The organism is Polyangiaceae bacterium (assembly GCA_015075635.1).
GTDB lineage: Bacteria > Myxococcota_A > Polyangia > Polyangiales > Polyangiaceae > JADJKB01.
This window is the reverse complement of sequence record JABTUA010000002.1, coordinates 3,196,579-3,220,291: the sequence shown is the minus strand read 5'-3', so window position 1 is coordinate 3,220,291 and position 23,713 is coordinate 3,196,579. Positions and strand designations below refer to the sequence as shown.

Sequence of the window (23,713 nt, the reverse complement as noted above, 5' to 3'; positions counted from 1 at the left end):
CGATCAACTTCCATCTCCTGCGCGCGTGCAACGCCCACTGCCGCTACTGCTTCGCCGGGTTCCCCGAGACGCCGAAGCGGCTCTCGACCTCCGACGCCATCGAGGTCATGCGCCGCGTGCGCGACGGTGGAGGCGAGAAGATGAACCTCGTCGGCGGCGAGCCTACCCTTCATCCCGACATCGACCGGCTCGTGCTGGCCGCCAAGGAGCTGGGCTTCACGACGAGCATCGTGAGCAACGGGGCGCGGTTCGCTCGTCTCCTTGCGTCACCTGCGGGCGCGGTGCTGGACTGGGTCGGGCTCTCCGTCGACTCCGCTACGGATGAAGGCAACTCTCTCGTCGGCCGCGGTGGACCGGGATACACCGCGCAGGTCGTCGCTCACGCAGAGCAAGCGCGCGCCAACGGCGCAGCCGTGAAGCTCAACACCGTCGTTACTCGGCACAACGTGCGAGAGGACATGAGCGCGCTCGTTCGCGCGGTTCAGCCGGAGCGCTGGAAGGTGTTCCAGGTCCTCCGTGTCGAGGGGCAGAACGAGAGCACCGTCGACGACCTGCTCGTCGGCGCGCGCGAGTTTCAGGACTTCGTCGCTCGGCACCGCCGCCTCGTCGGCGTCGGCATCCCGGTGATCGCGGAGAACAACGACGCGATGACGGACTCCTACGCGATGATCGACCCGATGGGCCGCTTCTTCGGCAACACCGGCGGCGTCCACCGCATCGGACAGTCGATCCTCGACGCGGGAGCCATCGACGCGCTGGGCTCCGTGGGCTTCGACAACGACAAGCTCGTGGCGCGCGGAGGTGTTTACGAGTGGGATCGTGAACGTCGACGCCTGCACCTGGGTGTCGTCGGCGCGATCACCCCGCCAGCTTCGTGAGCATCGCCATCCCGCGCGCGGCCTCGGCGGGCGTCGCGTCGGCGAGTTCGAGGTAGACGCGCCCACTCTCGTTGAAGTCCTCTGTGTTCACACACCAGCGCTCGCTCGCGGGCGTGGCCAGCTCGACGTCGGCGGCGAGCCTGTGGAGCGCGGCCTTCACGACGCGGTAGCTGGTGCCCTTGGGGAAGCGGAGCGCGATCTGCGGCTCGGGCGTTCCGTAGCGGCTCTCGCCCTGGCTCACCGTCTTCGTCGTCTGCGTGTTCTTTGTCGTCGTGCTCATCGTCGTCCTCCGTGGCGCGTCGTGCGAAGTGCCCGTCGCGTGAGGACATACAGGCCTCCGTTTCGACCCCTAGCAAGGCCGGCGGATGTCGATTCTTGATGTTCTTTCAGGCAGTTAGAGGCCGGTCGCCTACACGGCGATGGGCCGCGACGACGTTGCGCCCGGGCGCGCCCGTGGCCCTTCGCGCGGGGCACGACGCCGGGCTGCGTGACACGGCCACGTGGGCCAAGGTCGGCGCGCGTGGCGCGCGTCAGAACGCGACCACCGGGTAACGCGAGCCGGGCTTCATCGCCTCGAGCTGGGCGCGGCGCTTCTCCGCGTCCTCGGCGGTGGCAAAGGCGTGACGGGAGGCGGCTACGTCGAACCGCGCTGAAGTCTGCCCATCGAGCGGGCAATCCCCAGCGACGCGAGGCCGAAGCCCGCAGCCGCGATGGAGACCTGGGACAGGTTCTTGGGCTCCACACTCCCGACGAGCACGAGCAGGCCGTACGCCACTGCGAGGTTGAAGAGCCCCCAGAGGACGTTCACGACTGGTGACGAGAGCCCTCGAAACGGCGGCGTCGCGAAGGGGCTTGGAAATGGGCGGCCCGATACTCCGGCGACGAAGTGCGGGGCGAAGTTGGCGAGAAACACGCCTCCGAAGAAGCAAGCGACGTTGTGCCAGAGCATGCGGCGAGAGTACAGCGACTGCACCGAGATGGCAACGGCGCGTTGCCATCTCGAACGGCGCAATGTTACGGTTGAGACCTATGCATCACGCAGCCGGAACGTCCCGCCGTACTCAAGGGCTCCTCGGGGGGCGTAGCGAGCAGGTGGTTCGACGCGTGCTCGATGCTGCGCTCGTCGAGCTCTCCCACTCGGGCTACGCCGACTTTCGCATGGAAGCGATCGCATCCAGGGCCGCCGTCAACAAGACGACGATCTATCGACGCTGGCCGAATCGTGCGGCGCTGGTCGCCGCTCTCGTGGAGCGAATGCGGATACCTCTTCGAGACAGCTCGCTTCCGGACACGGGGCAGCTCGAGGCTGATCTCCTCGAGGCATTCAAGCGGCGACGCGCCATCGGTCGAAAGGTAGAAGGCCGAGCTTGGGCGCGACTGCTCACCGAGCGCCACAATCCCGAGGTCGAGTCGCTCATTGGAACCGCGGTAGACGAACGCCGTGGCGAGTGGATAACGATGGTCACACGCGCGATTCATCGCGGTGAGCTGCCGCCAAACACCGATGCGCAGCTCCTCCTGGATGTCGTGCGCGCGATCGTCGACTCTCGCACGCCATCTCGCCAACTGAACGAGGACTGGCTCGCCATCGCAGTGCAGACGGCTATTGCTGGCGCCCGCGCTGGAACCCTCGCGCGAGGTCGCATGACAAAGTCCAGCACGAATCGCCGCCGCGCTTCCGTCCGGGCGGGCGTCTGACGCTGAGCGTCGACTACCCCTTCGCCGTGAGGCCGGTGCGGAGCATCTCGGCGACGAGCGACGCGGCAAGCTCCTCGTCGGTCTCGCCCTTCACGTCGAGCTCGACCTCCTCGAACTTGCGCGCGTTGGCGACGACCCACTCGATGTACTTCGGCACGGTGAAGTCCTCGACGCCGAACGCGATGTCCTGCATGGCCTTCACGATCTGCAGCGCGGTGCCTTGGAACACGCGCCCGTCTCTCATCACGATCTTCATGCTGCGGTCTCCTTTCGGCGCGAGCGCCAGTTGCCCGAGGCGATGACGGGACGACCCTCGACCTGCTCGGGCGGGAGGAGGTAGGTCTGGACGAGCGACCCGTCGTCGAGCGCGATGCGCGTGCGACGGTAGAAGCGCGGATGCCCTTCGAGCCGGTCAAGCGCGGCGAGCGTCGCCTCGTCGACCTCATACACCTCGCCGGCTACCGCGTGCGCGCCGCCGCTCACGAGACCCGGAAACGGTCCGAGGTCCCGCAGCTCGAACGCGGGCTCCGTGCGCGCGTTCGCGACAAGTCGCGCTCCAGCCAGGACGCGGTGGTTCGGCTCACCGGCGAGGAGCGTGCCGTAGACGAAGACGCGCGTGGGTACGCGACGCTGGCTCCGGGGCGCGCTCACGGCGACACCCCCGCTGCGCGAGCCAGGGGCTCGACGTCGAAGCCCAGGCGCGCGTACGCGTGCCAGAGCACGGTGAAGTAGCTGAGCGAGCGAAACAGCGGGGTTTTGGGTTCACCTGGCTGGCACGCCGCTCGCTGAGGCGGCAGTGGCGTGGGCCACCCTGCACATGCGCTCGCACAGCCCGAGCGCTCGCGCTTCCGCCACCGGCCGGAGAGGACCGTGCTCTACCAGACGGTGGCGGAGCACTGGCCGGCGTTCCTCGAGCGCGCGGAGGAGCACGGCGGACTGCCGCGCTTCGTGGTGAAGGAGTTCGAGGAGTACCTTCGCTGCGGGCGTCTCGAGCACGGGTGTCTGCATCTGGTCTGTCGCGAGTGCGGCTACTCCGAGCTCGTCGCCTTCTCCTGCAAACAGCGCGGATTCTGCCCCTCCTGCCTCGGTCGGCGGATGGCGGACACCGCCGTCCACTCTGGAGCAGAGCGTCCTGCCGCGCGTGCCCATTCGCCATTGATCTGCTCACCGCCCTGGGGACTGCGGAGCCTTGCTCGGCTACGACCGGAAGCTCTGCGCCGAGGTGGTGAGCGCGTTCATGGCAGAGGTGGACCGCCCACCGCGCTGGCGAGCGAAGCGCCAGCCGGGCCAGCGAGCGTCGCAGACGCGCACACGGGCGGCGTGGCCGCGGTGCAGAGGACGGACAGCGCGCTGCGCCTGAACGTCCACTTCCACTCGCTGGTGCTCGACGGCGTTTACGTTCACGAGAACGACGACCCGCGCTCGCTGCTCGAGTTTCGCGAGCTCGACACGCCCACGCGAACCGACATCGCCGAGGTGGCTGCGCGCACCGCCGCTCGCGTCGAGAAGCTCCTCCGAGCGCACGGCAAGAGCCTCGACCCCCCGAGCTCGTCGAGGACACGCCACCAGAGCTCGCCCCTCGACGAGCCTGGCCTGGCCGCCTGCTACGCCGCCGCCGCCGCGCAGGGCCTTCCGTGAGCGGCGACCGCGCTGGCCAGCCGCCGCTTCGCCTCATCGCCCGCCTGACCCACCTGCGCGCCCCCGCGCCGTCGATGCGACCGACCAGCCCATCGCAGAGGTGCGCGGTATCAACATCCACGCCGTGCAGGTCGGACGGCGGGACCGCCGTCGCGTGGAGCGGCTCTGCAGTACATCACGCGCCCCCTCGTCGCGCAGGACCGCCTCGAGCGCCGCGCGGACGGCAAGCTCGAGCTGACGTTCAAGAAGGTGTGGCGCGACGGCACGCGAGCGCTCGTGTTCGAGCCAGCTGACCTCATCCCGCGGCCTGTCGCTGCTGTGCCCCCGCCGCGATTCCACTTGCCCGGTACTTCGGCGTACTTCTCGAGCCACCCTCGCGCCGGCGTCCGTCGTGCCCACGCCCGCGCTCGACGACGCGACCGCGAACAAGCCCCGCCTGCTCGCGGCGATCAGCTCGAGCTGATCGGCGACACGGACGACGCGCCCGCACCCCGAAAGCGGTGGGCCTGGCTCGCTCACGTCTTCGCCGCCGACGTGGAGACCCGCCCGCGCTGCTCAGGGCCCATGCGCTGGGCCGAGGTCGCCAACACCCGCGCCCAGATCACCCGCCTGCTCGCGGAGCATGGCCTCGGCCCGAGGGCCCCGCCTGCGACCCGTGTCGGCGTTAGCGTGCCCGAGCAGTTGATGTTGGGGTTCGGGAAGGAGTGAGACGTCGGTGAGCGCCTCGCCGAAGGCGGAGCTGTGCCCTGCGCAGCCGGCGACGCGGAGAATCTCTGCCGAGCTGCGTCGGACGCCCGCCGCGCGAGGGTTCGCGGGCAGCACTCGACCCGAGCTCCGCCGCCGCGTATCTTGGACTCGGTGGGTTTTGACAGATGGAAACTCCTACGCGCCGGGATTACCCGCTTGCCGTTCGATGGCCGATGGCACCACGCAGAGCAATTCGACCACGAACAACCAGTCACGCGGCGGTACGCGCTCACTTGCCCGGCTTCGTACCAAGGTCGAGCGATGTGAGGCCCTCGCGCACCGCTAGCTTGGTCAGATCCGCGACGCTGCGCAGCTCCAGCTTGAGCATGATGTTCTTGCGGTGGGTCTCGACCGTCTTGCGGCTGACGTGCAGCCGCGACGCGATCTGGGCGGTAGGGTGCCCCTCCGCGATCAGCTGCAATACTTCCCGCTCGCGATCGGAGAGCTTGGCGAGCGCCGACCCCTCCGGTGGCGCGAGGCGCTGCACGTAGTCGTCGAGGACGACGCCGATGATGTCTGGGCTGAGGTAGCGGCCTCCGCGCATCACGATCTCGATGGCCTGGGCGAGCTCGGAGAAGGCGCTCTCCTTTACCACGTAGCCGGACGCGCCGGCGGCGAGCATGCCGGCCACGTACTGGCGATCGCAGTGCATCGAGACCGCGAGCACCCTCGTGTTCGGAAGCTCCGCGCGGATCTGTCGCGTAGCGTCGATGCCGTTCAGCTCCGGCATGCCGATGTCCATGATCACGAGGTCCGGCGAGAGCTCACGGGCGAGACGCACGGCCATTCGACCGTTGCTCGCGTCGCCGACGACCTGAGCTCCCGGCAGGTTCGCCAACATCGTTCGTAACCCTTCGACGAAGAGCTTGTGGTTGTCCGCAAGGAGGATCTTCACGCGCGGCTCCTCTGCCTATCCTGCTCGTCGTCGGCTCCGGGAACCCAGATTTGGATGCGAGCGCCCCTTCCGGGGCTGGAATCGACCTCCACCCGACCGCCCATGTGACCCATGCGCTCGCGGATGCTGAAGAGCCCGAATCCGCCGGTGGTGGACGGGACGCAGCCCCGGGAGGTCGCGTCGAAGCCGATGCCGTCGTCCTCCACCTCGACTCGGAGCTCGCCGGCGTCGTTCATCATTCGCACAGACGCCCGAGAGGCTTCCGCGTGCTTCACGGTGTTGGTCAAGAGCTCCTGAATGGAGCGGAACAACATCACGCTCGCGCCTTCGGTGAGCTCGACGAGCTCGGGATCCGCCCGTACCTCCACGGCGAGGCCGAACTGTCGATTCATGTGCTCGCCGAGCCAGCTGACCGCCTGCTCGAGCCCGAGCTCGTAGAGAATGGGCGGGCTGATCTCGAAGGTCAGTGCTCGTGTGTCGTTGACTATCTGCTTGATGAGGCTCGAGACGTCGTCGAGCCGTCCATGGTGCTCAGCCGGAAGGACATGCTTCAGCGCTTCGAGCTTCAGTCTCGCGACGGCGAGGCCCTGTCCGATCCGATCGTGAAGACAGATGGCGAGGCTCCGCCGCTCGCGTTCCTCGGCGAGCGTAAGCTCGGACGCCAGGGAGCGAAGGTGCTCCTGATACGACGCGAGTCGGTTCTGGGCCTCCTTCAGGGAGACGATCTCGGCCAGCCGCTCGGCCACCGTGGACAGCAGGATGTCCTCCTCTGGCAGGAACTCTGGCTCCCTTCCGTCGGGGAAGCGGTCCGTGTACCCGATCTCGAGCGCCCCGACCGGCTCTGCATCAGCGATGATCGGGACCTCCCGGCGCCAGCCGAGCTCGCGGAAGCGCCGCGTCTGATACCGGCGGCTCTTCAGGGTGATCGCGGCCCGCGCGAGCTCTGGGTGCTGCCAGGCCGATGGCAGCACGTCCACGATCTTCTGGAGGATGTCACCGAGCTCGTGTCTCCCCCTAAGCAGGCTCGAGATGGAGTGCAGACACTGAAGCTCCTTGACCCGCTCCGCCAGCGCGTCGGACCGCGCGCTGAGCTCCGTCTCGCCACTTATCGGTGCTTGCGATGGCGTCATCACCGTTCGCTCCTAGCTCTCCTCGAGCGCACGCGCCATGGCCGAAGAGCCGCGCGCATTTTCCCTAGGGCGTTACCCGAGAGCGGGCGCGAGACGGTGGAGGGCCGGCTAGGGAGAAAGCCCCACCGCTGCACGCCTGTGAGGAACCCATCTTCGCCGCTGCGCGCCCCTCAGAATCCGCGTGTGCCCGATATCCGGACTTCTTCGCCGAACCTACGCTGGAGCTCGATGGGTGGACGCTCCAGCTCGAGCGCCCACACGCACTGAGCAGTTTCCGAGAAACCCCCATCGGAGGTCGAACAGCATGAGCACGAGCCCATTTCAAGCGAAGGTCAGCAAGAGTGGCGGCCGCTCTACCTGCGTCTTCATCAGGTCCGGCGACGTGGTGATCCACACGGAGCTCGTGGAGCTCGTCGCCTGCGAGTTCCCGGTCCACGCGAGCTCGCCCGTTCACGTCGAGATACCAGCGAACAGGGTCAAGAGCTTCGTCGTGGGCCCCTTCCGTTCGAAGCTGCGGGAAGCGGCCGACGTGGGCTATCCGGACACGATCAAGTTCCCTGTCTATGAGGGGCAGGACATCGCGAGCCAGCAATCCTACCAAATGCTCCCTGGCGGCAAGCCCGACGACGTCCTGGCCATGACGCCAATCGTCGCGCTCGCCACGAGCGTGCGCGGGGTCGTGGACGGCAAGATCGTCCAGTCCCACAGCGTGCTGCCGATCTGGAACGACGGCTCCGCCGTCCTCGTCAAGCTCGACTGGTTCGAAGGCGAGCCGAGCGAGGGCACGCCCAACCCCGAGTGGCACATGAGCGCTTCCAGCGGGCTGCCTGCTGCGCTCGCTCTGGAGCAGCTCGCGCGAGATTCGCTCCTTCCCTCGAATGCGAGCTCGTGCCGCTACCAGCTCCACCTGACGCCCTGGCTGCTCGGTGCCGAGCTCCTCGAGGACAAGGGGAAACACACGACGCACCGCGTCTGGCAGCGGGAGTGGCAGTTCCGCGACATGAGGGAGCTCTCCGGCGCGTTGAACCGCATCTCGAGCGGCCTCGTGGGCCCCGAGCCGACCAGAAGCACGGATGCGGCGTGAGCCGCGATTCAGGACCAGTCATGACGCTCAAACGCATCGTGCTGCTTCGGCGCGACAGCGAACGGCTCGGAGCACTGCTGTCCGGCCGCACCAACGCTGAAAACGCCGTCATCCGCTTGCTCGACGACAAGCTCTCACGAGCCGATCTCGTCGAGTCTCTCGATGAAGCCGCCCACATCGTGACGATGGACTCCATCGTCGCCGTGCGACGACCTTCACAATCGCGACCTCGTGTCCTTCGCCTGGTCTATCCCGACGAAGCCGTCCCGGAAGGGGGGCGCATCTCCGTGCTTTCGCCGCTCGGCGCATGCGTCTTGGGTCACCCCGAGGGGGAGGTCTGCGATAGCGGCGGCATGCCGTTTCTGGAGGCGATAGTCGTCGAGTCCGTCACTCGCATGCCCGAGTCCCGCGCTGGCGGCCTCGGCTACTGATCACAGAGGAGCGTACCGTGTTTCGCCTCGCGTACTTGGGCCTGTTGCTCGGGCTCTCACTCGTGCTGGCAGCGACGCCGCCGGCGAGTGGCGTTCCGCTCGCGGTCTGGCTTCTGGGCCTCCCTGTTCTGTTCGTGGGCGCCCACGACATCATCCAACGCCGCCACGCCCTCTTGCGGAACTACCCCTTGGTCGGGCACTTCCGTTATGTCCTCGAGCGCGTGCGCCCCGAGATCCGGCAGTACTTCGGCGAGAGCGACATCGATGGCGTGCCGCTCGACAGGGAGGTGCGATCTCTGGTCTACCGCCGTGCCAAGGGCGATCCGGAGACGGTGCCCTTCGGCACCAAGCGCAATTTGGCGGCGGTCGGCGTGGAATGGGCGGCGCACGCGATGTACCCCCGGCCGGCGCGCACCGAGGAGGCGCGGGTGGTGGTCGGCGAAGCCACCTCCGCGCAGCCGTACGCGTGCTCGCGGCTGAACATCGCGGCGATGAGCTACGGAGCGCTGGGCGACACGGCGATCCGTGCGCTCAGCCGCGGTGCTCGCCTGGGCGGCTTCGCCCACAACACCGGGGAGGGCGGGGTGAGCCCGCACCATCTGGCCGGGGGCGGCGACCTGATCTGGCAGCTCGGGACGGCGTACTTCGGCTGCCGAGACCGCGAGGGTCGCTTCGACCCGGAGAAATTTCGCGACGTGGCGCAGCACCCGAACATCAAGATGATCGAGCTGAAGCTCTCTCAGGGCGGCAAGCCCGGCTACGGCGGCGTGCTCCCCGCAAGCAAGGTCAGCGCCGAGATCGCCACGATCCGCGGCGTGCGTCAGGGAGAGCGAGTCATGTCGCCTTCGCGCCACCCGGGCATCGACTCTCCTGTCGCTTTGCTCCATTTCATCGCGCAGCTGCGCGACCTCTCTGGCCGCAAGCCGGTCGGCGTGAAGCTCTGCGTCGGAGCCGAGCGCGACGTGGTCGAGCTGATCGAGGCCATGATCAAGACCGGAATCACGCTCGACTACATAGTCGTGGACGGTGCCGAAGGGGGAACCGGCGCGGCGCCCCAAGAGTTCACCAATCACGTCGGCGCACCGCTCGAGCACGGCTTGGTGCTCGTCGTCGACACCTTGCGGCGAGCAGGTCTCCGGGACATGACCAAGGTCTTCGCATCTGGACGCATATTGACCGGCTTCGACCTGCTGCGTGCGATCGCGCTGGGAGCCGACGGCTGCTTCTCGGGACGTGGCATGATGCTCGCGCTGGGTTGTATCCAGGCCTTGCGCTGCAACACCAATGACTGTCCGGTCGGAATCGCGACCCAAGATCCCGCGCTCACTCGCGCGCTCGACGTGGGCGACAAGTCCGTCCGCGTGAAGCGCTATCACGAGGCGACGATCGCGAGCTTCCACTCGCTGCTCGGCGCCGTGGGCCTGAGCGACCCGAGCGAGCTCCGTCGCGGTCACATCCTGCGCCGCGTCTCGATGATGCACATCGCGAGCCTCGCGGAGCTCTACCCCGACGAGCACGAGCGCGGGTCGAGAGACGGATCCTACGCCGATGCGCGTCCGGGCCAGCACGCGCTGCTCCGAAGCAGTGCTTCCCAGCCTCCGTCCTGAGCGGGAGCGCGGCGCTCCGAGCCTCGTCCGGCCGAGTGCCGAGGGCCAGCCTGTTCGTTGCTTCAGGCAAGCCACCGCCGCCGGCCACCTCTGGGTGCAGAGCTTCGGCGCGCCGCTCTGAGGAGCTAACGGTCGAGAAGTCCAAGCCTCGGCCGGCCGTCGCGCTCCAGCGCGGCCTTCACGGCACGGGCCGTCGCTTCGGGCGGATCTCCCAGCCCGTCCTGGCGGAAGCGCGCTACGCCGTCGGGGCTCAACACGGTGAGCACCGTGGAGTGATTGAACGCGCCGTTTTCGAGCTTCCGGTAGCGAATGCCGAGCACCGCGGCGAGCTGGCGCACGTCCTCCGAGGACGCGCGGGTCAAGCGCCAGGCTCGCTCGTCCAACTCGTGGCGTTTGGCGAGCTCATCGAGGGCGGCGGGCGTGTCGCGCTCGGGATCGAAGCTCACCAAGAGTACGCGCGTGGCCCTGCGCGTCTCGGGATCCAGCGCCGCCATCACGCGCTTGATGTCGCTGATGAGCATGGGGCAAGCGTAGGGGCAGCTTCCATGGAACATGCTCACGATCACGGGCTGGCCCGCAAAGTGGTCCAGGCCGATGCGGCGGCCGTCCTGGTCGGTCAGCGCGAGCTCGAGCTCGTAGAGGCTCGCCCCGGAGGCGGCCGCGCCGGCCGGCAGCGTCTCGTGCCCCGGGATGGTGGCGACGCTCGTGCTCTCGGGGCTCGGCGGGGAGCCGGGCTTCTGGCCGCAGCCGGTCAGTGACAGAGCGACGAGCAGCAGGGCGGTCTTCGCGTTCATGATGCTTCCTTTTCAGTGTCCCGCACGCAGCGGAACCCGAGGTGGCGAGCGACGTTCCGAGCTCCGAGCGAGCTCAGGAACGCGGTGCGCATGAAGCTCGCGTAGTCCTCGGGATCGCGGGCGGCGAGCGCGCCCGCTCCACAGAAGCTCGTCTTGTAGTTGCTCTGCGTGTTGCGGCTGTCGCTCGTGACGAGCGTGGAGTTGAAGTCGAGCACCCACTCCCACACGAGGCCGTGCAGGTCGGAGATGCCCCAGAAGTTCGGAGCGCCGGCGCCGACGTCTCGCTCGGGCCCACGCGACGGCTTCGCGTACCAGTCGAGGATCGCCTTCGACCACTTCGGGTCCTCACGCCCGTCGGAACGGCTCGGGCTCGCGGCCGCGACCCGCGCCCACTCGGCGTCGGTCGGCAGTCGGGCTCCCTCTGCAGCGCAGTATGCCCGCGCGGCGAACCAGCTCACGTTCGTCACCGGTTGCTTCCGAGCGCGGGGCTCGAGCTCCGTCTCCGCCTTCCAGTGCCCGAGATAGCCGTCGTCGGCGAACAGGCGCGAGACGCGGTCACGGCGCCACTCCGGATGCCGGCGCACGAACCGGAGGAAGTCGGCGTTCGTGGTCGGCGTCTTGGCCACGAGTAGCTCGCCGATGACCATCTCGGTCTCTTCGGGGCTCGGGGCGAACAGCGGCCGGTAGGTCCCACGCGGCACTCGGACCCACTCGATCGCGGGAGCGACCGCATCGGGCGCAAGCCAGCGATCGGCGGCTTGCCGAACGGCGTCAGGCTCGGTCGCGACCCAGAGCGAAAGCGTCGAGAGGAGCAGGCCGGCGAAAGAGACGGACATGAACGCCTCCCTAGTGAGCCGCCCCGATCACCTGCTGGCCGCCGAACACCCGGGGGTTCTCCTCACCCTCGACCATCAACGTGCCGACCGTGCCCTTGTGGAAGGCGCGGAAGATCGAGTGATCCACGAGCGCGTAGTCGCCGGGAACCTCGACCTGGAACTCGACGATCGCCGAGCCCCCGGCCGGGATGAGCGTGGTCTGCACGTTCTCCTGCACGCGGCTGCCTCCCTCGGTCCAGACCTTGTCGAAGATCTCGCCGATGACGTGGAAGCTCGAGACCAGGTTCGGCCCCGCGTTGCCGACGTAGATTCGGACGCGCTCGCCGACCCTGGCGCGGAGCGCCTTTGCGCCCGTGAGCGAGCCTTCGCTGCCGTTGAAGACGACGTAGGTCGGGTTCTCGTCGATCGCGCGCTGCTCGTCGAAGCCCTGGAGCCCGGCCTGTCGGTACTTTCCGTTGGTGTAGAGCTCGCTCTGCATCACATAGAACTCCCGGTCGACCGGCGGCAATCCTCCGGGCGGCTCGACCAGGATCAGGCCGTACATGCCATTCGCTACGTGCATCCCGACCGGGGCGGTCGCGCAGTGATAGACGAACAGACCGCGGTTGAGCGCCTTGAAGGTGAAGCGCGTTTCGTAGCCGGGCGAAGTGAACGAGGCGACGGCGCCTCCGCCGGGGCCGGTCACGGCGTGTAGGTCGATGTTGTGGGGCATCTTGCTGTCCGCCGCGTTCTTGAGCCGGAGCTCGACGGTGTCGCCCTGTCGCACGCGAATGAACTGGCCCGGCACCTTCCCGCCGAAGGTCCAGAACGGGTAGCTGACCCCGTGACCGACCGGCAGCTCGAGCTCGCGCGTCTCGATCTCGACGACGACGTGAGCGGGCTTGTCGCGCCGGATGGGCTTGGAGACGTTCGGAGCGGGCACGAGCTCGGCCGCCACGGGCGCGCCGACGGGAGCCCCGAGATCGCCCTTGGCGGAGCCGCCGGTGTCGCGGCCCTCCGCGGTGACATTGGTCGAACGGCTACAGCCGAGGGCGGCGAGAGCCGAAAGGACGAACAGAGAACGAATGCGACGCATGAAACCTCCAAGGCGGAAAATCGCGCCCTTCAGCAGTCGGGCCAGGGAATCGACAGCAAGAGGGCGCTGTCGGCGAGGGCCTCGACGTTGTGCACGACGGAGGGGTCGAGCAGCTGCAGCCCGCCGGCAACGTGCTCGACCGATTCCCCGGGGGCGTGGACCGTGACCCAACCCTCGACGGTGTGGATGGACACGGGCCGATCCACGCGGTGCTCCGTCATCGCCGAACCGCGCGCCAGAACCACGAGCACGACGCTCATCTCCGCTCTCTTGAAGAGGGTCCGCGCGGCACGCCCCCGGAGCGCGTACTGCGCCGTCGAACGCAGCTCGTCGATCTGGCGCGAGAGGATGAAGTGACCAGCAGCGGCTGGGACGTGATGGACCAACATCGCCGGCCCCGCACGGTGTGCGAGCTCCGATCTCATCATGGGCAAGAACCTCCGGGACGGCTCTGATGCACGTTCCGCGCCGCAATCGAGACAGGAAGGACGTCTGAGCTACGGCGCCCGCGCACCATCGAAATGAGGAGCCATGCGAGCGGGGCGAGGACCAAGAGGTAGCTCAGCCACTCGCCGTACTTGCCGGTGGGTCCGTAGGCCTCCGTCGCCAGGTGTAGCTCCTCGCTGTGCGGCAGGACGCGGGCCTCCGCGAGCTCGTGAAGCCCGACGATCGAGAGCTGCACCAAGAAGACGAGCAGGAAGACGCCCGTCATCTGGAGCAAGCGTCCGAGCTGGAGCCGGTGGCCGTACTGGCTGCACGCGGTGGCGAGCGCCGCCGACGCTCCGACGCCGATCAGCGCGCCCACCACGAGCTCCGCCTTTCCGACGCTGAAGAGCAGCGTCGAGAAGAGCAACGACGTCTCCATGCCCTCGCGGGTGACCATGAGCAGCACGAAGAAGAACACCGCGCTCGACGCACGCGGATGCTGGAGCCTACGCTCGAGCCCCTGCTCGAGCTTGCCGCGCACGGCTCGACCGTGGCGGAGCATGTACACCGTGAGCGGAGCGATGGTCACTGCTGCGACGAGTGCGAGGATGCCCTCCCAGAGCGGCCGGTTCTCGGCCTGCCCGAAGAGCCACCCAGCGCCGACGCTCACGGCGATCGAGAGCACCACGGCGAGCCGCGCCACACGACTGAGGTCGCTCCGCCCGGCTTTGCGGAGGTACGCGATCGTGATCGCGACGACCATGAAGGCCTCGAGCCCTTCCCGGAAGGTGAGCGCGATCGTGGGCAGCACGGATCAGTCCTCGGGCGGCTGCTCGCCGTCGTCCCGCCAGGCCTGCCAATCCTCGCCGAACAGCTCGACAGGGTGCGGCGTGCGCTCGGTGCCGTTGCCGCAAGTCAGATCGCTGATGGGGCATAGCTTCTCACACCCCCAGCAGACTCGCTCGGGGTGGGCCGGCTTCAGCCATCTTGGATCGATCACGGGCCCACCCGTTGCAGCGAGCGTGCCATGACTCAGTAGCGCGAGACGTCGGGGTCCATCGTGGACCAAGCGTCGATGCCGCCGACCACGTACCAGACGTCGATGAAGCCTCGAGCGTGGAACTGTCGTGCGGTCTCCCGTCCGCCAGTGCCGTGGTGCCCCATGAAGACGAGCTTCGTGCTCCGCGGCAGGGTGTCGAGCTCGGCCTGGTACGCCGCGTCGAGCGCCCGCGCGGCCTCCAGCCTGGCCTTCTCACGCTCGTCCGCGCTCCGCGCGTCGATGAGCTGGAACCGCTCGCGTTTCTCGAGCATCCGCAGTACGTCGGCGGGGCAAACGCCCTGGACGGCGCTCGATTGGTTGGGGTTGTCGAGCTTGAAGCCCGGTCCGGTGGCGCCGTCGGCGATGAAGTCGATCCTGAGCCCGTTGGCCCGTCGCGCAGTGCGTGGGTCCATCGCGAGCCTGAGCCCGCTCACGTCGACGACGACGTCGTTCGGCTGGCCGAGGCCGAAGTACAAATCGTTCTGGAACTTCGCGTCGATCGTCAGACGGAGCACCTCGCCATCGGCGGACTCGGCCGCGGCATCGCGGAAAGCTCGCAACGCGACCTCAGTGATGGTCACCTCGGGATGGATCATCGCGAGGGTTTCCTTGCCAGGGCCATGCCACCGCGCGGCGGCGGCTCCCGGCCTCCAAAACGGCCGGCTATGCCACTCTTGTCATATTTGACGTGCCGCGCATGCCAAATATGGCATGAATGGAGACATGCTGCTTCAGCTCCGGAAGAAGCCACCGCCGGTGGGCGAGGGCCTGCGCGCGATGCTCGATGGCGTGCCCGAGCCCGCGATCCTGCTCTCGATCGATCACGAAATCCTGGCCGCGAACCCGGCCTATCGCGACAAGTACGGTGAGGTCGGGCGGTCCTGCTACGCCGCCTCGCGCGACTTCGCCTCGCCGTGCGACGAGAACGGTGAGCCCTGCCCGCTACGCGCGACGCTGGAGTCGGGCCGCCGCCAGCGCGTCTTCCACATCCAACACGGCGCGGCTGGGCCGCGACACGTCGACGTCGAGGTCGAGCCGATCCTCGATGACCGCGGTCGCGTCGCGTACTTCTTGGAGCGCATCCACGAGATCCAGGAGGCACGCGGCCACGAGGGCGAGCTCGTCGGACGCGCCTCGAGCTTCCTCCGCGCGCTCGGCCTCCTGCAGCGAGCGGCGCCGAGCGAGGTGCCTGTGCTGCTCTTGGGAGAATCCGGGACGGGCAAGGAGCTCGCGGCGCGCGCGCTTCATCAGATGAGCACACGCCGGCAGCGCCCGTTCATGCCGGTGGAGTGCAGCGGCCTGCCCGAGACGCTCTTCGAGTCCGAGCTCTTCGGCTACGAGCAGGGCGCCTTCACCGGCGCGAACAAGGCGAAGCGAGGCCTCGTCGACGCGACGGCGGGCGGCACCCTGTTCCTCGACGAGATCGGCGACGTGCCGCTGCCCGTCCAGGTGAAGCTGCTCCGGTTGCTCGAGTCGGGGACCTTCCGCAAGGTCGGCGGTACCGAGCCGCACCGAGCCGACTTCCGCCTCGTCTGCGCGACTCACCGCGATCTCGCGGCGATGGTTCGCGAAGGCACGTTCCGTCAGGATCTCTACTACCGGATCAACGCTTTTCCCGTGAACCTGCCGCCGCTTCGCGAGCGTCGCGGCGACATCACCGTGCTCTGCCACGAATTCCTCGCGAAGAAGCACCCCGGCAAGCGACTCGCCCCCGAGGCGCTGGCGTTGCTCCTCGAGCACGACTTCCCGGGCAACGTGCGCGAGCTCAAGAACGTGGTCGATCGAATGGCCTTGCTCGCCGACGGCGAGGAGCTCGGCGTCGAGCACCTGCCGCCCGAGCTCGCAGCCGTCGGCCCAGGGCGCTCCGACCCGAGCCCAACGGCCGACGGCGCGTTCTCGGTCGCCGAGGTGCTTCCGCTCGCCGAGCTCGAGGCGGAGTATCTCCGTTGGGCCGAGGCCCGCGCGAATGATCGCGTGAGCCTGGCCCGGGCGCTCGGCGTCTCGGAGCGGACGCTCTATCGCAAGCTCGACGAAGCGCGACGCACGGGTTGAAGCGGGTTGGCATCCGGCGTGCAGGGGGCCAGCGGCAGCATGCTCCCGACCATCGCCGGCCCCGCGCGGGCGACCGCTTCGCCCGGGGCGCCGTCCCTTCCGGGCTTCGTCTCGCCGGCGCTGGTCCCGCCATGGCTGCCGGGTCAGCATTTCCTCGCCGCGCTCGTCTTCTACGCGGTCGGAGCAAGCACGCTGGTCCTCGCGGCGCCAGATCTGTCGCGGGGTCATTTCTTCGTGCCGCGGGTCGTCGCCCTGGTGCACCTCTTCACCCTCGGCTGGATCGTGCTGTCGATCTTCGGCGCGCTCTGTCAGTTCCTCCCCGTCGCGGTCGGCCGCTCGGTGCGCTTCCCGCCGCTCGCTCACCTCTCGTTTGCAGCCCAGACCCTGGGGGTCGGAAGCTTCGTCGTCGCGCTCCTCGCCTCGAGCAGGCCCCTCTTGCTCTTTGGGGCGTTCGCGCTCTCGCTGGCTTTCGCGGCTTTCGCGGTGAACTTGGCGGCGACGTTGATCCCCGTCCGCGAGCGGAACCTCACCTGGTGGGCGCTCGCCGGGGCCGCGATCTTCCTGCTCGCGACGCCCGCGTACGGCGTCGTGCTCGCGCTGAACCTTCGAGATGGCGCCCTCTTGTCCGACCGGTTCGGAACGATCGGCCAGCACGCACACATCGCGATCCTTGGCTTCGTTCTGATGGTCATGGTCGGCGTTGCGCACCGGCTCCTGCCCATGTTCCTGCTCACCCACGGCGCGAGTGAGCGCCCGGCATGGGTGGCCATCGGGCTCTTGTTCGGCAGCGCGACGCTGCTCAGCATGCCTTGGGGCGGCTCGGCGCGGCTCTCCGCCGCGGCTGCGCTCGGCTCTGCCGGCGTCCTTGCGCTCCTCGTGCAGGCTGCGACGTTCTTCAAGCACAGAAAGCGCAGGGCGATCGATCCGGGGATGCGCCTTGTTGCTTCCGGTCTCGCCGGGCTCGGCCTCGCGGTCGTGCTCGCGCCGTTCGCGCTCACCCGCGGCCTCGCCGATCCGCGCCTGCTCACGACCTACTTCGTCGTCTTGCTCGGGGCCGTCACGCTCTTCGTCGCGGGCCACTACTACAAGATCGTCCCGTTCTTGGTCTGGAACCATCGCTACGGACCGCTGCTCGGCAAGCGCAAGGTCCCGAAGGTCTCGGAGCTCTACTCGGAGCGAGTCGCGCTGGCAGACGCCGCGCTCCTCGTGGCCGGCCTGGTCGGCCTGGCCGTCGCCACCTTCATCGGATCCGTGGTCCTCGCGCGTATGGCTGCCATCGTGTTCGCGGCCGGCGCGTGGCTTCAGGTCATCGTCATCACCCGGCTCGCCCAGAGGAAGCTCGCATGAATGACAGGCATCTCTCCACGACCGAACCGGTTTACTCCGCCCTCCGCGACGTTATCGACCCGGAGATCGGCTTGGACATCGTGACCCTCGGGCTCGTCTATGACGTGGAGATCCAGGACGGCTCGGTCGACGTGACCTTCACGCTCACGACACCGGGCTGCCCCATGGAGCGGATCATCACCGATGGGATCCTCAGCGCCGTCGGCGTGGTGCCGGGCGTACGCGAGGTGATCCCGAACCTGGTCTGGGATCCGCGCTGGCACCCCGGCCTCGCGCAGAGGGGCGCGCTGTGATCCGCGCGGCCGACAGGCTGTCCGCCGTCCTCGCAGAGGACGAGCGGCTCCTCGACGTGCTGGCCGCTGCCGCGCCGCCCTTCGAGAAGCTCCGGGATCCCTCGCTCCGAAAGAACATGGCCCCGCGGGTCACGGTCGAGCAGGCCGCGCAGATCGCCGGGCTCGAAGCCTCCGCGTTGGTCGAGCGCCTGAACCGAGCGCTCGAGGACCAGCCACCGGCGCCCGAGCCCGCCGGGAAGGCCTTCACGCCGACGCCCGTGCCGGCTTCGCTCCTCGCAACGCCGGCCGAGCTCGTCGTCGACCTCGACGTGCGCGAAGACCTGCGATCGGGCCGTGAGCCGTTCGCCCGCATCATGAGCGCCGCACGGACGCTGCAAGCGGACAGCGTCCTCCGCGTCCGCGCTATCTTCGAGCCGGCGCCGCTCTACGGCGTGTTCGCGAAGAAGGGCTATGCGCACTTCACCGAACAGCTCGCCGCCGACGACTGGCGCGTTTGGTTCTTCCGCGGCGAGGGCGAGCGACGGGCGCCGGCGGCCAGCGTCCCGAGCGAGGACGAGGACGTAATGGTCCTCGACGTGCGCGACCTCGAGCCGCCCGAGCCGATGATCCGCACCTTCGAGGTGCTCGCGACGATGCCGCGCGGCAAGACGCTCGTGCAGCTCAACGTCCGCGTGCCGCAGTTCCTGCTGCCCAGGCTCGACGAGCAGGGCTTCGTCTACGAGATTCGCGAACAGTCGGCCGACCTCGTTCGGCTGTTCATCAGACACAAACCCGATTGAAGAAAGAGAGACCGAACGAAAATGGCCATCGAGCTCGACATCCGCGTCGTCCCCCCGCGGGAGAAGCACCCCGCGATCTTCCGCACCTTCGACGCGCTCGGCGCTGGCGAAGCCTTCACGCTGATCAACGACCACGATCCCTACCCGCTCCGGAGGCAATTCGAGGCGACGCGCACCGGGCAGTTCCAGTGGACCTACGTCGAGCAGGGACCCGCGGTCTGGCGCGTCCTCATCGAGAAGAGCAAGGCATGAAGCTGTCGCTGAGCGCTGCGGCAGCGCCCGGCCTCGCGCTCGATGCATTGGACGTCGCGTGCCGGGCGCGTGGGCTCGACGGGATCGAGCTCGTCGTCGAGACAGCCGACGACGCTCGGGCCCTCGGCGCGCTAGTCCGCGCGTCGGGGGTCCGGGTCATCGCGCTTCGCGCCGAGCGCTTCGCGGGCTCCGCGAGGGGCGTCCTCGCTCGGCTCTCCGGCGACCTCGCGGTTCCACTCTCCATCCCGCTCGGCGCGGTGCACGGCGACTCCATCGCGGACCTCTCACGGCTCTTCGCACGAGCGGGCGGGACACTGCTCCTCGGCTTGGGCACCGACCTCGACCAGGTCATCGCCGTCACGACCGCGCTCGAGAACGCGGGCAGTCCGCCCTCCGTCGGGCTCGCGTGGGAGATCCGTCCGAGCTCGGAGGATTTCGGGACGTCGGGCGCCGTCCTGCTCGCTCTGCACGAGCACCTCCGACTGGTGCGCCTGTACGGCGGTGGTCCGGAGCAGCGCGATCAGGACGGACGTGGCGTCGGTCCCTTGTTCGTCGATCTCGCGATCTCCGGGTACGGCGGTCCGGTCGTGCTGACGCCGAGCAGGCCCGAGGAGCTGCCGCGTTGGCACGAGTGGCTCTCGTCCCGAAAGCTCGCGGGCTGCGGCTCGGCTCACCCCTCGGGCGAGCACGAGGTCGACGTGCGCGACGTCGAGCCGAAGGATCGGCTCGGCACCATCCTCGGCGCGTTCCGCGCCCTGGCGCGCGGCGAGACGCTGCGAATCACGCTCGACCACGACCCGAGCTGCATGTACTACGCGCTCGAAGAGAGCGAGCCCGCCGGGAGCTTCGCGTTTCGCAAGATCGGCGATGGCCCCGAGGTGTGGGGCGCGGAGGTCACGAAGATCTGAGGGGCGAGAGCTGCGAGTCGACGTCTCAGAAGAGAACGAGACCTTTCGGGACTTGGCTCGTGTGCTGCGGGAGCTCGCCTGGGCTCGGGCGAACTCAGGGAGAAGTCCCTGACGTTCGGGCTGCTCGAACCGCTCCGATGCCTGCTCCGGCTGTCCTGGCTACCTCGCTGATCCGCGACTCTTCCATCAAGCAGCTCGCTGGTAACGTGATGGAGCCCGTTCAGCACGGGACGCGCGATCACCGCGGCGCGCCCGACCGCGGCGGTCGTGAACCCGACCGGAATGAGCTGACCGATGCCTTGGTGAGTCCGGGCTTCGTTGAAGTGGCGCATGTACTCGAGGAGGATCTCGAGCAGGTGACGTTCGCCGAGCGGGACGATGTGGTCGAGACACTCCCGCCGCACGCTGCCGAGCAAGCGTTTGCAGTAAGCGTTCGCCTTCGGCGCTCGAACAGGCGTCGTCAAGACCCTCGTGCCCAAGCGGGGGCCGACGCCGAACGCGGTCGCATCGCGGAGCTGCTGCGCGACCCGGGCCGAGCTCGGGTTTCCCGTCACCGCTACGCTCACGATCTTGCGGGACCCGAGCTCGACGACGACCCTGGGAAATCCCAGAAGTGGGATGAAGAAGGCAAAGAGCGGCCGGAACCAGATATCGTACACCTGGAGGAAGTCGCACGCCCAGATCTGGTGCAGGTGATTGTGCAAGAACGTCGCCCAACTCTGGCCCGAATGCGGGCGCGGTCGCGCCGAACGCATGTACTTCTGCACGGTGCGCTTGGCGACGCGAATGCCGACCTTTAGGAGCTCGCCGCGGATGCGCTCGGCGCCCCATAGGCGGTTGTCCCGCGCCATCGTCTGGATGAGCTCGACCGTTTCCGGAGCGACGCGCGGGACGGCGGTCACGGGCTGGCGCGACTTCGAGCGCCAGAAGAGGCGAAAGGCGTATCGATGCCAGCGGAGTACGGTTTGCGGCTGGATCAGAAGAACGGCGCTCTCCCAGTGTCGCACGAGACTCGCCAAGAGAACCATCACGCCTCGCTCGTGCGCCTTGAACTTCGGCTGTCGGAACGCGCGAGCAGCGACGATGAGCTGCTGGCGCAGAAGCGCATTCTCGGCGATCAACTCCTCGCGAGTGCGGAACGCATCCTCGACCAGACCGGCGACGAGCGACGTTGGACAGACTGCCGCGCGACCGGCGGAGTGCAGGCGCCGCAACACGCCGGCGACGACCCGTCCAACCCAGCGACCGAGCTCAGTCAGCACGAGCGATTGTGGCGATCGCCGCGAGCCGTTCAAGTCTTGTTCGCCGCGCACTCCCGCGAGATCATGCGGCGGATGCGACTGGTAGCCAGAACAAGAGGATCGCGAGGGCGCGCATGACTCATTGAACCATGGCCTGAGCCCCGACGAAAACGGTCGGATCTAGCCGCCTGCTCCTAGGGCTTTGCCGAGGCTCCTGAGGAGCGCGGCGCCGTCTCCGCGGCTCTTTTTCTCTTGCTTGTTGGGCGCTCGCTCTTGAACGAGCGCGCTTTCACTCTGTTGTCGGCGCTCGGTGCCTCTGACTCGCTCTCTCGCTCGCTGCATCCGCGCCTCGCGCTCGCTGTTACGCTCACCTGACACGCCCCGCTCTTGCGCTGCGTGCAGCGCTTGCCCGGTTCTGCGATGTGATTGACGAAGACCAGGTTGGTGTTCCCGTTCTTCAGGAAGACGCTCGTGCTCAGGATGAACGGGTTCGTCGTGAGCGGGCCCGCGTCTTCGCCGGCGTCCGACCCGGCGCTACCGCCGGCGCCTCCGCCTGACGTACCACCGATACCGCCGTTGGCAGGCTCTTCATCGCTGGAGCAGCCCGCTGAGAAGAGGGCGCAAGCGACGGCCGCATGGCCGAAGAACACTTTGATGACCATGTCTGTCGCCCTCGACTGGGGTCGATCGGGTCGTGCGTCATTTGGCTCGCCTGGCCGGGCGCCGGCGTCTGGCCGCGCTGCGCTGGCCCGCGATGCTGCGCCCGTCCGCCCACCGGCGCAGAGCCAGATAGGCGGAGTGTAGCGGGCAGCTCCGCTTCTGCCGGACGCAGCAGCCCGCGCAGCATCCGACTCGGGGATCGTCGCCGACCGCCCGCAGCACGTCGCCGAAGCTGATGGACCGCGCAGGGCGCGCCAGCGCCACACCGCCGTTGTGTCCGCGCTCCGAGATCAGCAACCTCGAGTCGACCAGCCGCCGCAAGACCTTCTGCAGATAGTAAGGGGGGATGCCGGTCGCGCGTGCGAGGTCCTCGGAGCGGAGCATCCCTGCGCGCCCCGACGTGCCCAAGTAGAGCATGGCGCGCAAGGCGTGGTCCGCCGTTCGGTTGAGAAAGACCCCCGCAGACATGGCTCAGTTATTCTTCGGGCGCACCGGGCTCCAGGGTGTCTTCGGGTCGCGGATGGCGCGCCGGTCGTAGTTCCAGATCACGCGCTGGTAGGGCCGATTCAGGTAATGGAGCGGGGCCACCAGGACGTGGACCAGGCGCGTGAAGGGGAAGATTCCGATGATCAGGAAGGCGGTGATGATGTGCAGCTTGATGACCAGCGGCATGGCGCTGACTGCGGTGATCTGCGGGTCGAGCAGGAAGAGCGACCACAGGTAGGGCGAGAGATCCGCAGCGAACCACGACGCACCCCAGCGGTGAGCGTAGCCGATGTAGAGCCCGAGGCCGGTCTGCACGAGCAGCATCAGCTCGATCAAGAGGTCCATTCGAGTCGTGACCATCTTCACGCGCGCGTTCGTGAGCCGGCGCAGCATCAGGCCCACGAGTCCCACCAACACGCTCAGGCCGAAGGCCCACGCGGTGATCTGGAGCACGAGCAGCCGGACGGGGTTGCTGTTCCAGGCCAGGATGCCGGCTGGGATCAAGAACGCGGTCAGGTGGCCGAAGAACACCACCAAGATGCCGAAGTGAAACGGCACCGAGGCCCAGAACAGGCGCTTCCCCTCCAGGAACTGTGAAGACAGGGACGAGACCTTGAAGCCCGTGTTGCGGTAGCGCTGAATCGTCCCGACGAGGAACGTCACGATGGCGATGTAGGGCAGCCCCACGAAGAAGAACAGGTTCGGCAAGGTCATCTCGTCCCTCTCAGGCGCTGGGGCCGCACGTCCCACTCGCGCAGGACTCGATACTCATCTCGGAATCCACGGATCGCACGAAGCCTCCGGCCTGCTCGACCGGCAAGCTGACCTTCAACTCGAAGTCCGCGCGCAGCACCGCGTACAGCGCCCCGATGGCGTGGCAGTACGCTGCGCGCAGCTCGTCGTCTGCGTGTTCGATGATCGTCTTGTGGTGTTTCTTGTAGATCTCTTCCTTCTTGGTGATGCGCGCCGGCTCGAACTCGCGGCACATCTCGCGCACCGCGGGGCCGACGATCACATGCACGAGCTCGTCGCGCACCTCGCCGCTCGGCATCTTGGCGAGCAGCCGAAGCACGTTCGGCAGGTGGTCACCGAGCTCCGTGCCGCAGTCGTTGCTCGCTCGTCTGTGCTCGGCAGAGAGGCCCGCGAGGAGCGCGCCGCGCTTGTAGTCTTCGCCGAACAGCGTGTAGCCGAGGTCCAGGGTGGTGATGGCCTGAATGTCGAAGGTCCGCACGAAGAGCTCGGCCAGGGCGACCGGCTCGGCCGGCAAGAGCGCGGCGAAGCGCTCGAGCCCCGCCGCCGCCTCCGGGTAGCCGTCCCGAAGGCGCGCGGCGACGGCGCGCACCTCGTGCGCGAAGCCGGCGGCTGGCGGGTCGAAGAGCCGCGACAGCAGGGCGTAGTGGCTGAGATCGGCGATCAT

General features: G+C 68.1%; 32 protein-coding genes. 14 read left to right on the top strand and 18 right to left on the bottom strand.

The window, feature by feature from the left end; genetic code table 11:
* Positions 1-878 (top strand): radical SAM protein (locus tag HS104_30550; protein MBE7484297.1); only part of this gene is annotated, 878 nt, incomplete at its 5' end.
* On the opposite strand, the gene HS104_30545 is transcribed toward HS104_30550, so the two are convergent.
* Both HS104_30545 and HS104_30540 read right to left on the bottom strand, forming a co-directional pair.
* Complete coding sequence (locus HS104_30545; GenBank protein ID MBE7484296.1) at positions 859-1,158, bottom strand: hypothetical protein; 300 nt, start codon at positions 1,156-1,158, stop codon at positions 859-861. The genes HS104_30550 and HS104_30545 overlap by 20 nt on opposite strands.
* Before the next feature lie 354 nt (positions 1,159-1,512).
* The gene (locus HS104_30540) at positions 1,513-1,827 is read right to left on the bottom strand and encodes a hypothetical protein (protein ID MBE7484295.1); all 315 of its coding nucleotides are present in this window, start codon (positions 1,825-1,827) and stop codon (positions 1,513-1,515) included.
* A gap of 155 nt (positions 1,828-1,982) precedes the next feature.
* Between HS104_30540 and HS104_30535 the strand changes: the two genes are divergently transcribed.
* Positions 1,983-2,576 (top strand): TetR/AcrR family transcriptional regulator, encoded by a 594-nt coding sequence (locus HS104_30535; protein MBE7484294.1) that lies wholly within the window; start codon positions 1,983-1,985, stop codon positions 2,574-2,576.
* A 13-nt stretch (positions 2,577-2,589) separates the two neighbouring features.
* On the opposite strand, the gene HS104_30530 is transcribed toward HS104_30535, so the two are convergent.
* Complete coding sequence (locus tag HS104_30530; protein MBE7484293.1) at positions 2,590-2,820, bottom strand: hypothetical protein; 231 nt, start codon at positions 2,818-2,820, stop codon at positions 2,590-2,592.
* A gap of 8 nt (positions 2,821-2,828) precedes the next feature.
* Positions 2,829-3,227 carry a gamma-glutamylcyclotransferase gene (locus HS104_30525; GenBank protein MBE7484292.1) on the bottom strand — a complete coding sequence of 133 codons (399 nt, stop codon included), beginning with the start codon at positions 3,225-3,227 and terminating at the stop codon, positions 2,829-2,831.
* 219 nt (positions 3,228-3,446) lie between these two features.
* Here HS104_30525 and HS104_30520 point away from each other — a divergent pair, with 219 nt between their 5' ends.
* Both HS104_30520 and HS104_30515 read left to right on the top strand, forming a co-directional pair.
* Complete coding sequence (locus HS104_30520; protein ID MBE7484291.1) at positions 3,447-4,214, top strand: transposase zinc-binding domain-containing protein; 768 nt, start codon at positions 3,447-3,449, stop codon at positions 4,212-4,214.
* Positions 4,215-4,379: 165 nt separating this feature from the next.
* The gene (locus HS104_30515) at positions 4,380-4,922 is read left to right on the top strand and encodes a transposase (protein MBE7484290.1); all 543 of its coding nucleotides are present in this window, start codon (positions 4,380-4,382) and stop codon (positions 4,920-4,922) included.
* A gap of 268 nt (positions 4,923-5,190) precedes the next feature.
* Here the strand turns inward: HS104_30515 and HS104_30510 are convergent, their stop codons facing one another.
* Both HS104_30510 and HS104_30505 read right to left on the bottom strand, forming a co-directional pair.
* Positions 5,191-5,856: a response regulator transcription factor gene (locus HS104_30510; protein MBE7484289.1), complete on the bottom strand. Its 666-nt coding sequence runs from the start codon at positions 5,854-5,856 to the stop codon at positions 5,191-5,193.
* Positions 5,853-6,986 (bottom strand): sensor histidine kinase, encoded by a 1,134-nt coding sequence (locus tag HS104_30505; protein MBE7484288.1) that lies wholly within the window; start codon positions 6,984-6,986, stop codon positions 5,853-5,855. Before HS104_30505 ends, HS104_30510 begins: the two co-directional genes overlap by 4 nt.
* A 304-nt stretch (positions 6,987-7,290) precedes the next feature.
* Here HS104_30505 and HS104_30500 point away from each other — a divergent pair, with 304 nt between their 5' ends.
* The 3 genes from HS104_30500 to HS104_30490 are packed head-to-tail and all read left to right on the top strand — an operon-like array spanning position 7,291 to position 10,108.
* Positions 7,291-8,070, top strand: a complete 780-nt coding sequence (locus HS104_30500; protein ID MBE7484287.1) for a hypothetical protein — start codon at positions 7,291-7,293, stop codon at positions 8,068-8,070.
* A gap of 20 nt (positions 8,071-8,090) precedes the next feature.
* Positions 8,091-8,501, top strand: coding sequence for a GreA/GreB family elongation factor (locus HS104_30495; protein ID MBE7484286.1), 411 nt, complete (start codon positions 8,091-8,093; stop codon positions 8,499-8,501).
* Positions 8,502-8,518: 17 nt separating this feature from the next.
* Positions 8,519-10,108, top strand: a complete 1,590-nt coding sequence (locus HS104_30490; protein MBE7484285.1) for an FMN-binding glutamate synthase family protein — start codon at positions 8,519-8,521, stop codon at positions 10,106-10,108.
* Positions 10,109-10,233: 125 nt separating this feature from the next.
* On the opposite strand, the gene HS104_30485 is transcribed toward HS104_30490, so the two are convergent.
* The 7 genes from HS104_30485 to HS104_30455 are packed head-to-tail and all read right to left on the bottom strand — an operon-like array spanning position 10,234 to position 14,874.
* Positions 10,234-10,902 (bottom strand): SCO family protein, encoded by a 669-nt coding sequence (locus tag HS104_30485; GenBank protein ID MBE7484284.1) that lies wholly within the window; start codon positions 10,900-10,902, stop codon positions 10,234-10,236.
* The gene (locus HS104_30480; GenBank protein MBE7484283.1) at positions 10,899-11,738 is read right to left on the bottom strand and encodes a formylglycine-generating enzyme family protein; all 840 of its coding nucleotides are present in this window, start codon (positions 11,736-11,738) and stop codon (positions 10,899-10,901) included. Before HS104_30480 ends, HS104_30485 begins: the two co-directional genes overlap by 4 nt.
* 10 nt (positions 11,739-11,748) lie before the next feature.
* Positions 11,749-12,813 (bottom strand): nitrite reductase, copper-containing, encoded by a 1,065-nt coding sequence (gene nirK, locus HS104_30475; GenBank protein MBE7484282.1) that lies wholly within the window; start codon positions 12,811-12,813, stop codon positions 11,749-11,751.
* A gap of 29 nt (positions 12,814-12,842) precedes the next feature.
* On the bottom strand, positions 12,843-13,238 hold the full coding sequence (locus HS104_30470; protein MBE7484281.1) for a hypothetical protein: 396 nt from the start codon (positions 13,236-13,238) through the stop codon (positions 12,843-12,845).
* Entirely contained in the window at positions 13,238-14,050 is an 813-nt protein-coding gene (locus HS104_30465; protein ID MBE7484280.1) for an FTR1 family protein, read from the bottom strand. Before HS104_30465 ends, HS104_30470 begins: the two co-directional genes overlap by 1 nt.
* 3 nt (positions 14,051-14,053) lie before the next feature.
* Positions 14,054-14,236: a DUF3079 domain-containing protein gene (locus HS104_30460; GenBank protein MBE7484279.1), complete on the bottom strand. Its 183-nt coding sequence runs from the start codon at positions 14,234-14,236 to the stop codon at positions 14,054-14,056.
* A 35-nt stretch (positions 14,237-14,271) separates the two neighbouring features.
* Entirely contained in the window at positions 14,272-14,874 is a 603-nt protein-coding gene (locus tag HS104_30455) for a hypothetical protein (protein ID MBE7484278.1), read from the bottom strand.
* A gap of 115 nt (positions 14,875-14,989) precedes the next feature.
* Between HS104_30455 and HS104_30450 the strand changes: the two genes are divergently transcribed.
* The 6 genes from HS104_30450 to HS104_30425 are packed head-to-tail and all read left to right on the top strand — an operon-like array spanning position 14,990 to position 19,909.
* A complete protein-coding gene (locus tag HS104_30450) occupies positions 14,990-16,330 on the top strand; it encodes a sigma-54-dependent Fis family transcriptional regulator (protein ID MBE7484277.1) in 1,341 nt (446 codons plus the stop codon).
* Between the two features lie 18 nt (positions 16,331-16,348).
* A complete protein-coding gene (locus HS104_30445; GenBank protein MBE7484276.1) occupies positions 16,349-17,677 on the top strand; it encodes a hypothetical protein in 1,329 nt (442 codons plus the stop codon).
* A complete protein-coding gene (locus HS104_30440) occupies positions 17,674-17,970 on the top strand; it encodes a metal-sulfur cluster assembly factor (GenBank protein MBE7484275.1) in 297 nt (98 codons plus the stop codon). Before HS104_30445 ends, HS104_30440 begins: the two co-directional genes overlap by 4 nt.
* Complete coding sequence (locus tag HS104_30435; GenBank protein MBE7484274.1) at positions 17,967-18,749, top strand: DUF2249 domain-containing protein; 783 nt, start codon at positions 17,967-17,969, stop codon at positions 18,747-18,749. Before HS104_30440 ends, HS104_30435 begins: the two co-directional genes overlap by 4 nt.
* Positions 18,750-18,770: 21 nt before the next feature.
* Positions 18,771-19,001 (top strand): DUF2249 domain-containing protein, encoded by a 231-nt coding sequence (locus tag HS104_30430; GenBank protein ID MBE7484273.1) that lies wholly within the window; start codon positions 18,771-18,773, stop codon positions 18,999-19,001.
* Positions 18,998-19,909 carry a DUF2249 domain-containing protein gene (locus HS104_30425; protein MBE7484272.1) on the top strand — a complete coding sequence of 304 codons (912 nt, stop codon included), beginning with the start codon at positions 18,998-19,000 and terminating at the stop codon, positions 19,907-19,909. The genes HS104_30430 and HS104_30425 overlap by 4 nt, the downstream gene beginning before the upstream one ends.
* On the opposite strand, the gene HS104_30420 is transcribed toward HS104_30425, so the two are convergent.
* Positions 19,813-20,811, bottom strand: coding sequence for a transposase (locus tag HS104_30420; GenBank protein ID MBE7484271.1), 999 nt, complete (start codon positions 20,809-20,811; stop codon positions 19,813-19,815). The two genes, HS104_30425 and HS104_30420, sit on opposite strands and share 97 nt — an antisense overlap.
* A 45-nt stretch (positions 20,812-20,856) precedes the next feature.
* Here HS104_30420 and HS104_30415 point away from each other — a divergent pair, with 45 nt between their 5' ends.
* Positions 20,857-21,288, top strand: a complete 432-nt coding sequence (locus HS104_30415; protein ID MBE7484270.1) for a hypothetical protein — start codon at positions 20,857-20,859, stop codon at positions 21,286-21,288.
* Positions 21,289-21,344: 56 nt separating this feature from the next.
* Here the strand turns inward: HS104_30415 and HS104_30410 are convergent, their stop codons facing one another.
* The 4 genes from HS104_30410 to HS104_30395 are packed head-to-tail and all read right to left on the bottom strand — an operon-like array spanning position 21,345 to position 23,713.
* Positions 21,345-21,812 carry a hypothetical protein gene (locus tag HS104_30410; protein ID MBE7484269.1) on the bottom strand — a complete coding sequence of 156 codons (468 nt, stop codon included), beginning with the start codon at positions 21,810-21,812 and terminating at the stop codon, positions 21,345-21,347.
* 37 nt (positions 21,813-21,849) lie between these two features.
* The gene (locus tag HS104_30405) at positions 21,850-22,278 is read right to left on the bottom strand and encodes an Rrf2 family transcriptional regulator (GenBank protein MBE7484268.1); all 429 of its coding nucleotides are present in this window, start codon (positions 22,276-22,278) and stop codon (positions 21,850-21,852) included.
* A gap of 3 nt (positions 22,279-22,281) precedes the next feature.
* A complete protein-coding gene (narI, locus tag HS104_30400) occupies positions 22,282-23,010 on the bottom strand; it encodes a respiratory nitrate reductase subunit gamma (GenBank protein ID MBE7484267.1) in 729 nt (242 codons plus the stop codon).
* 10 nt (positions 23,011-23,020) lie between these two features.
* Complete coding sequence (locus HS104_30395) at positions 23,021-23,713, bottom strand: hypothetical protein (protein MBE7484266.1); 693 nt, start codon at positions 23,711-23,713, stop codon at positions 23,021-23,023.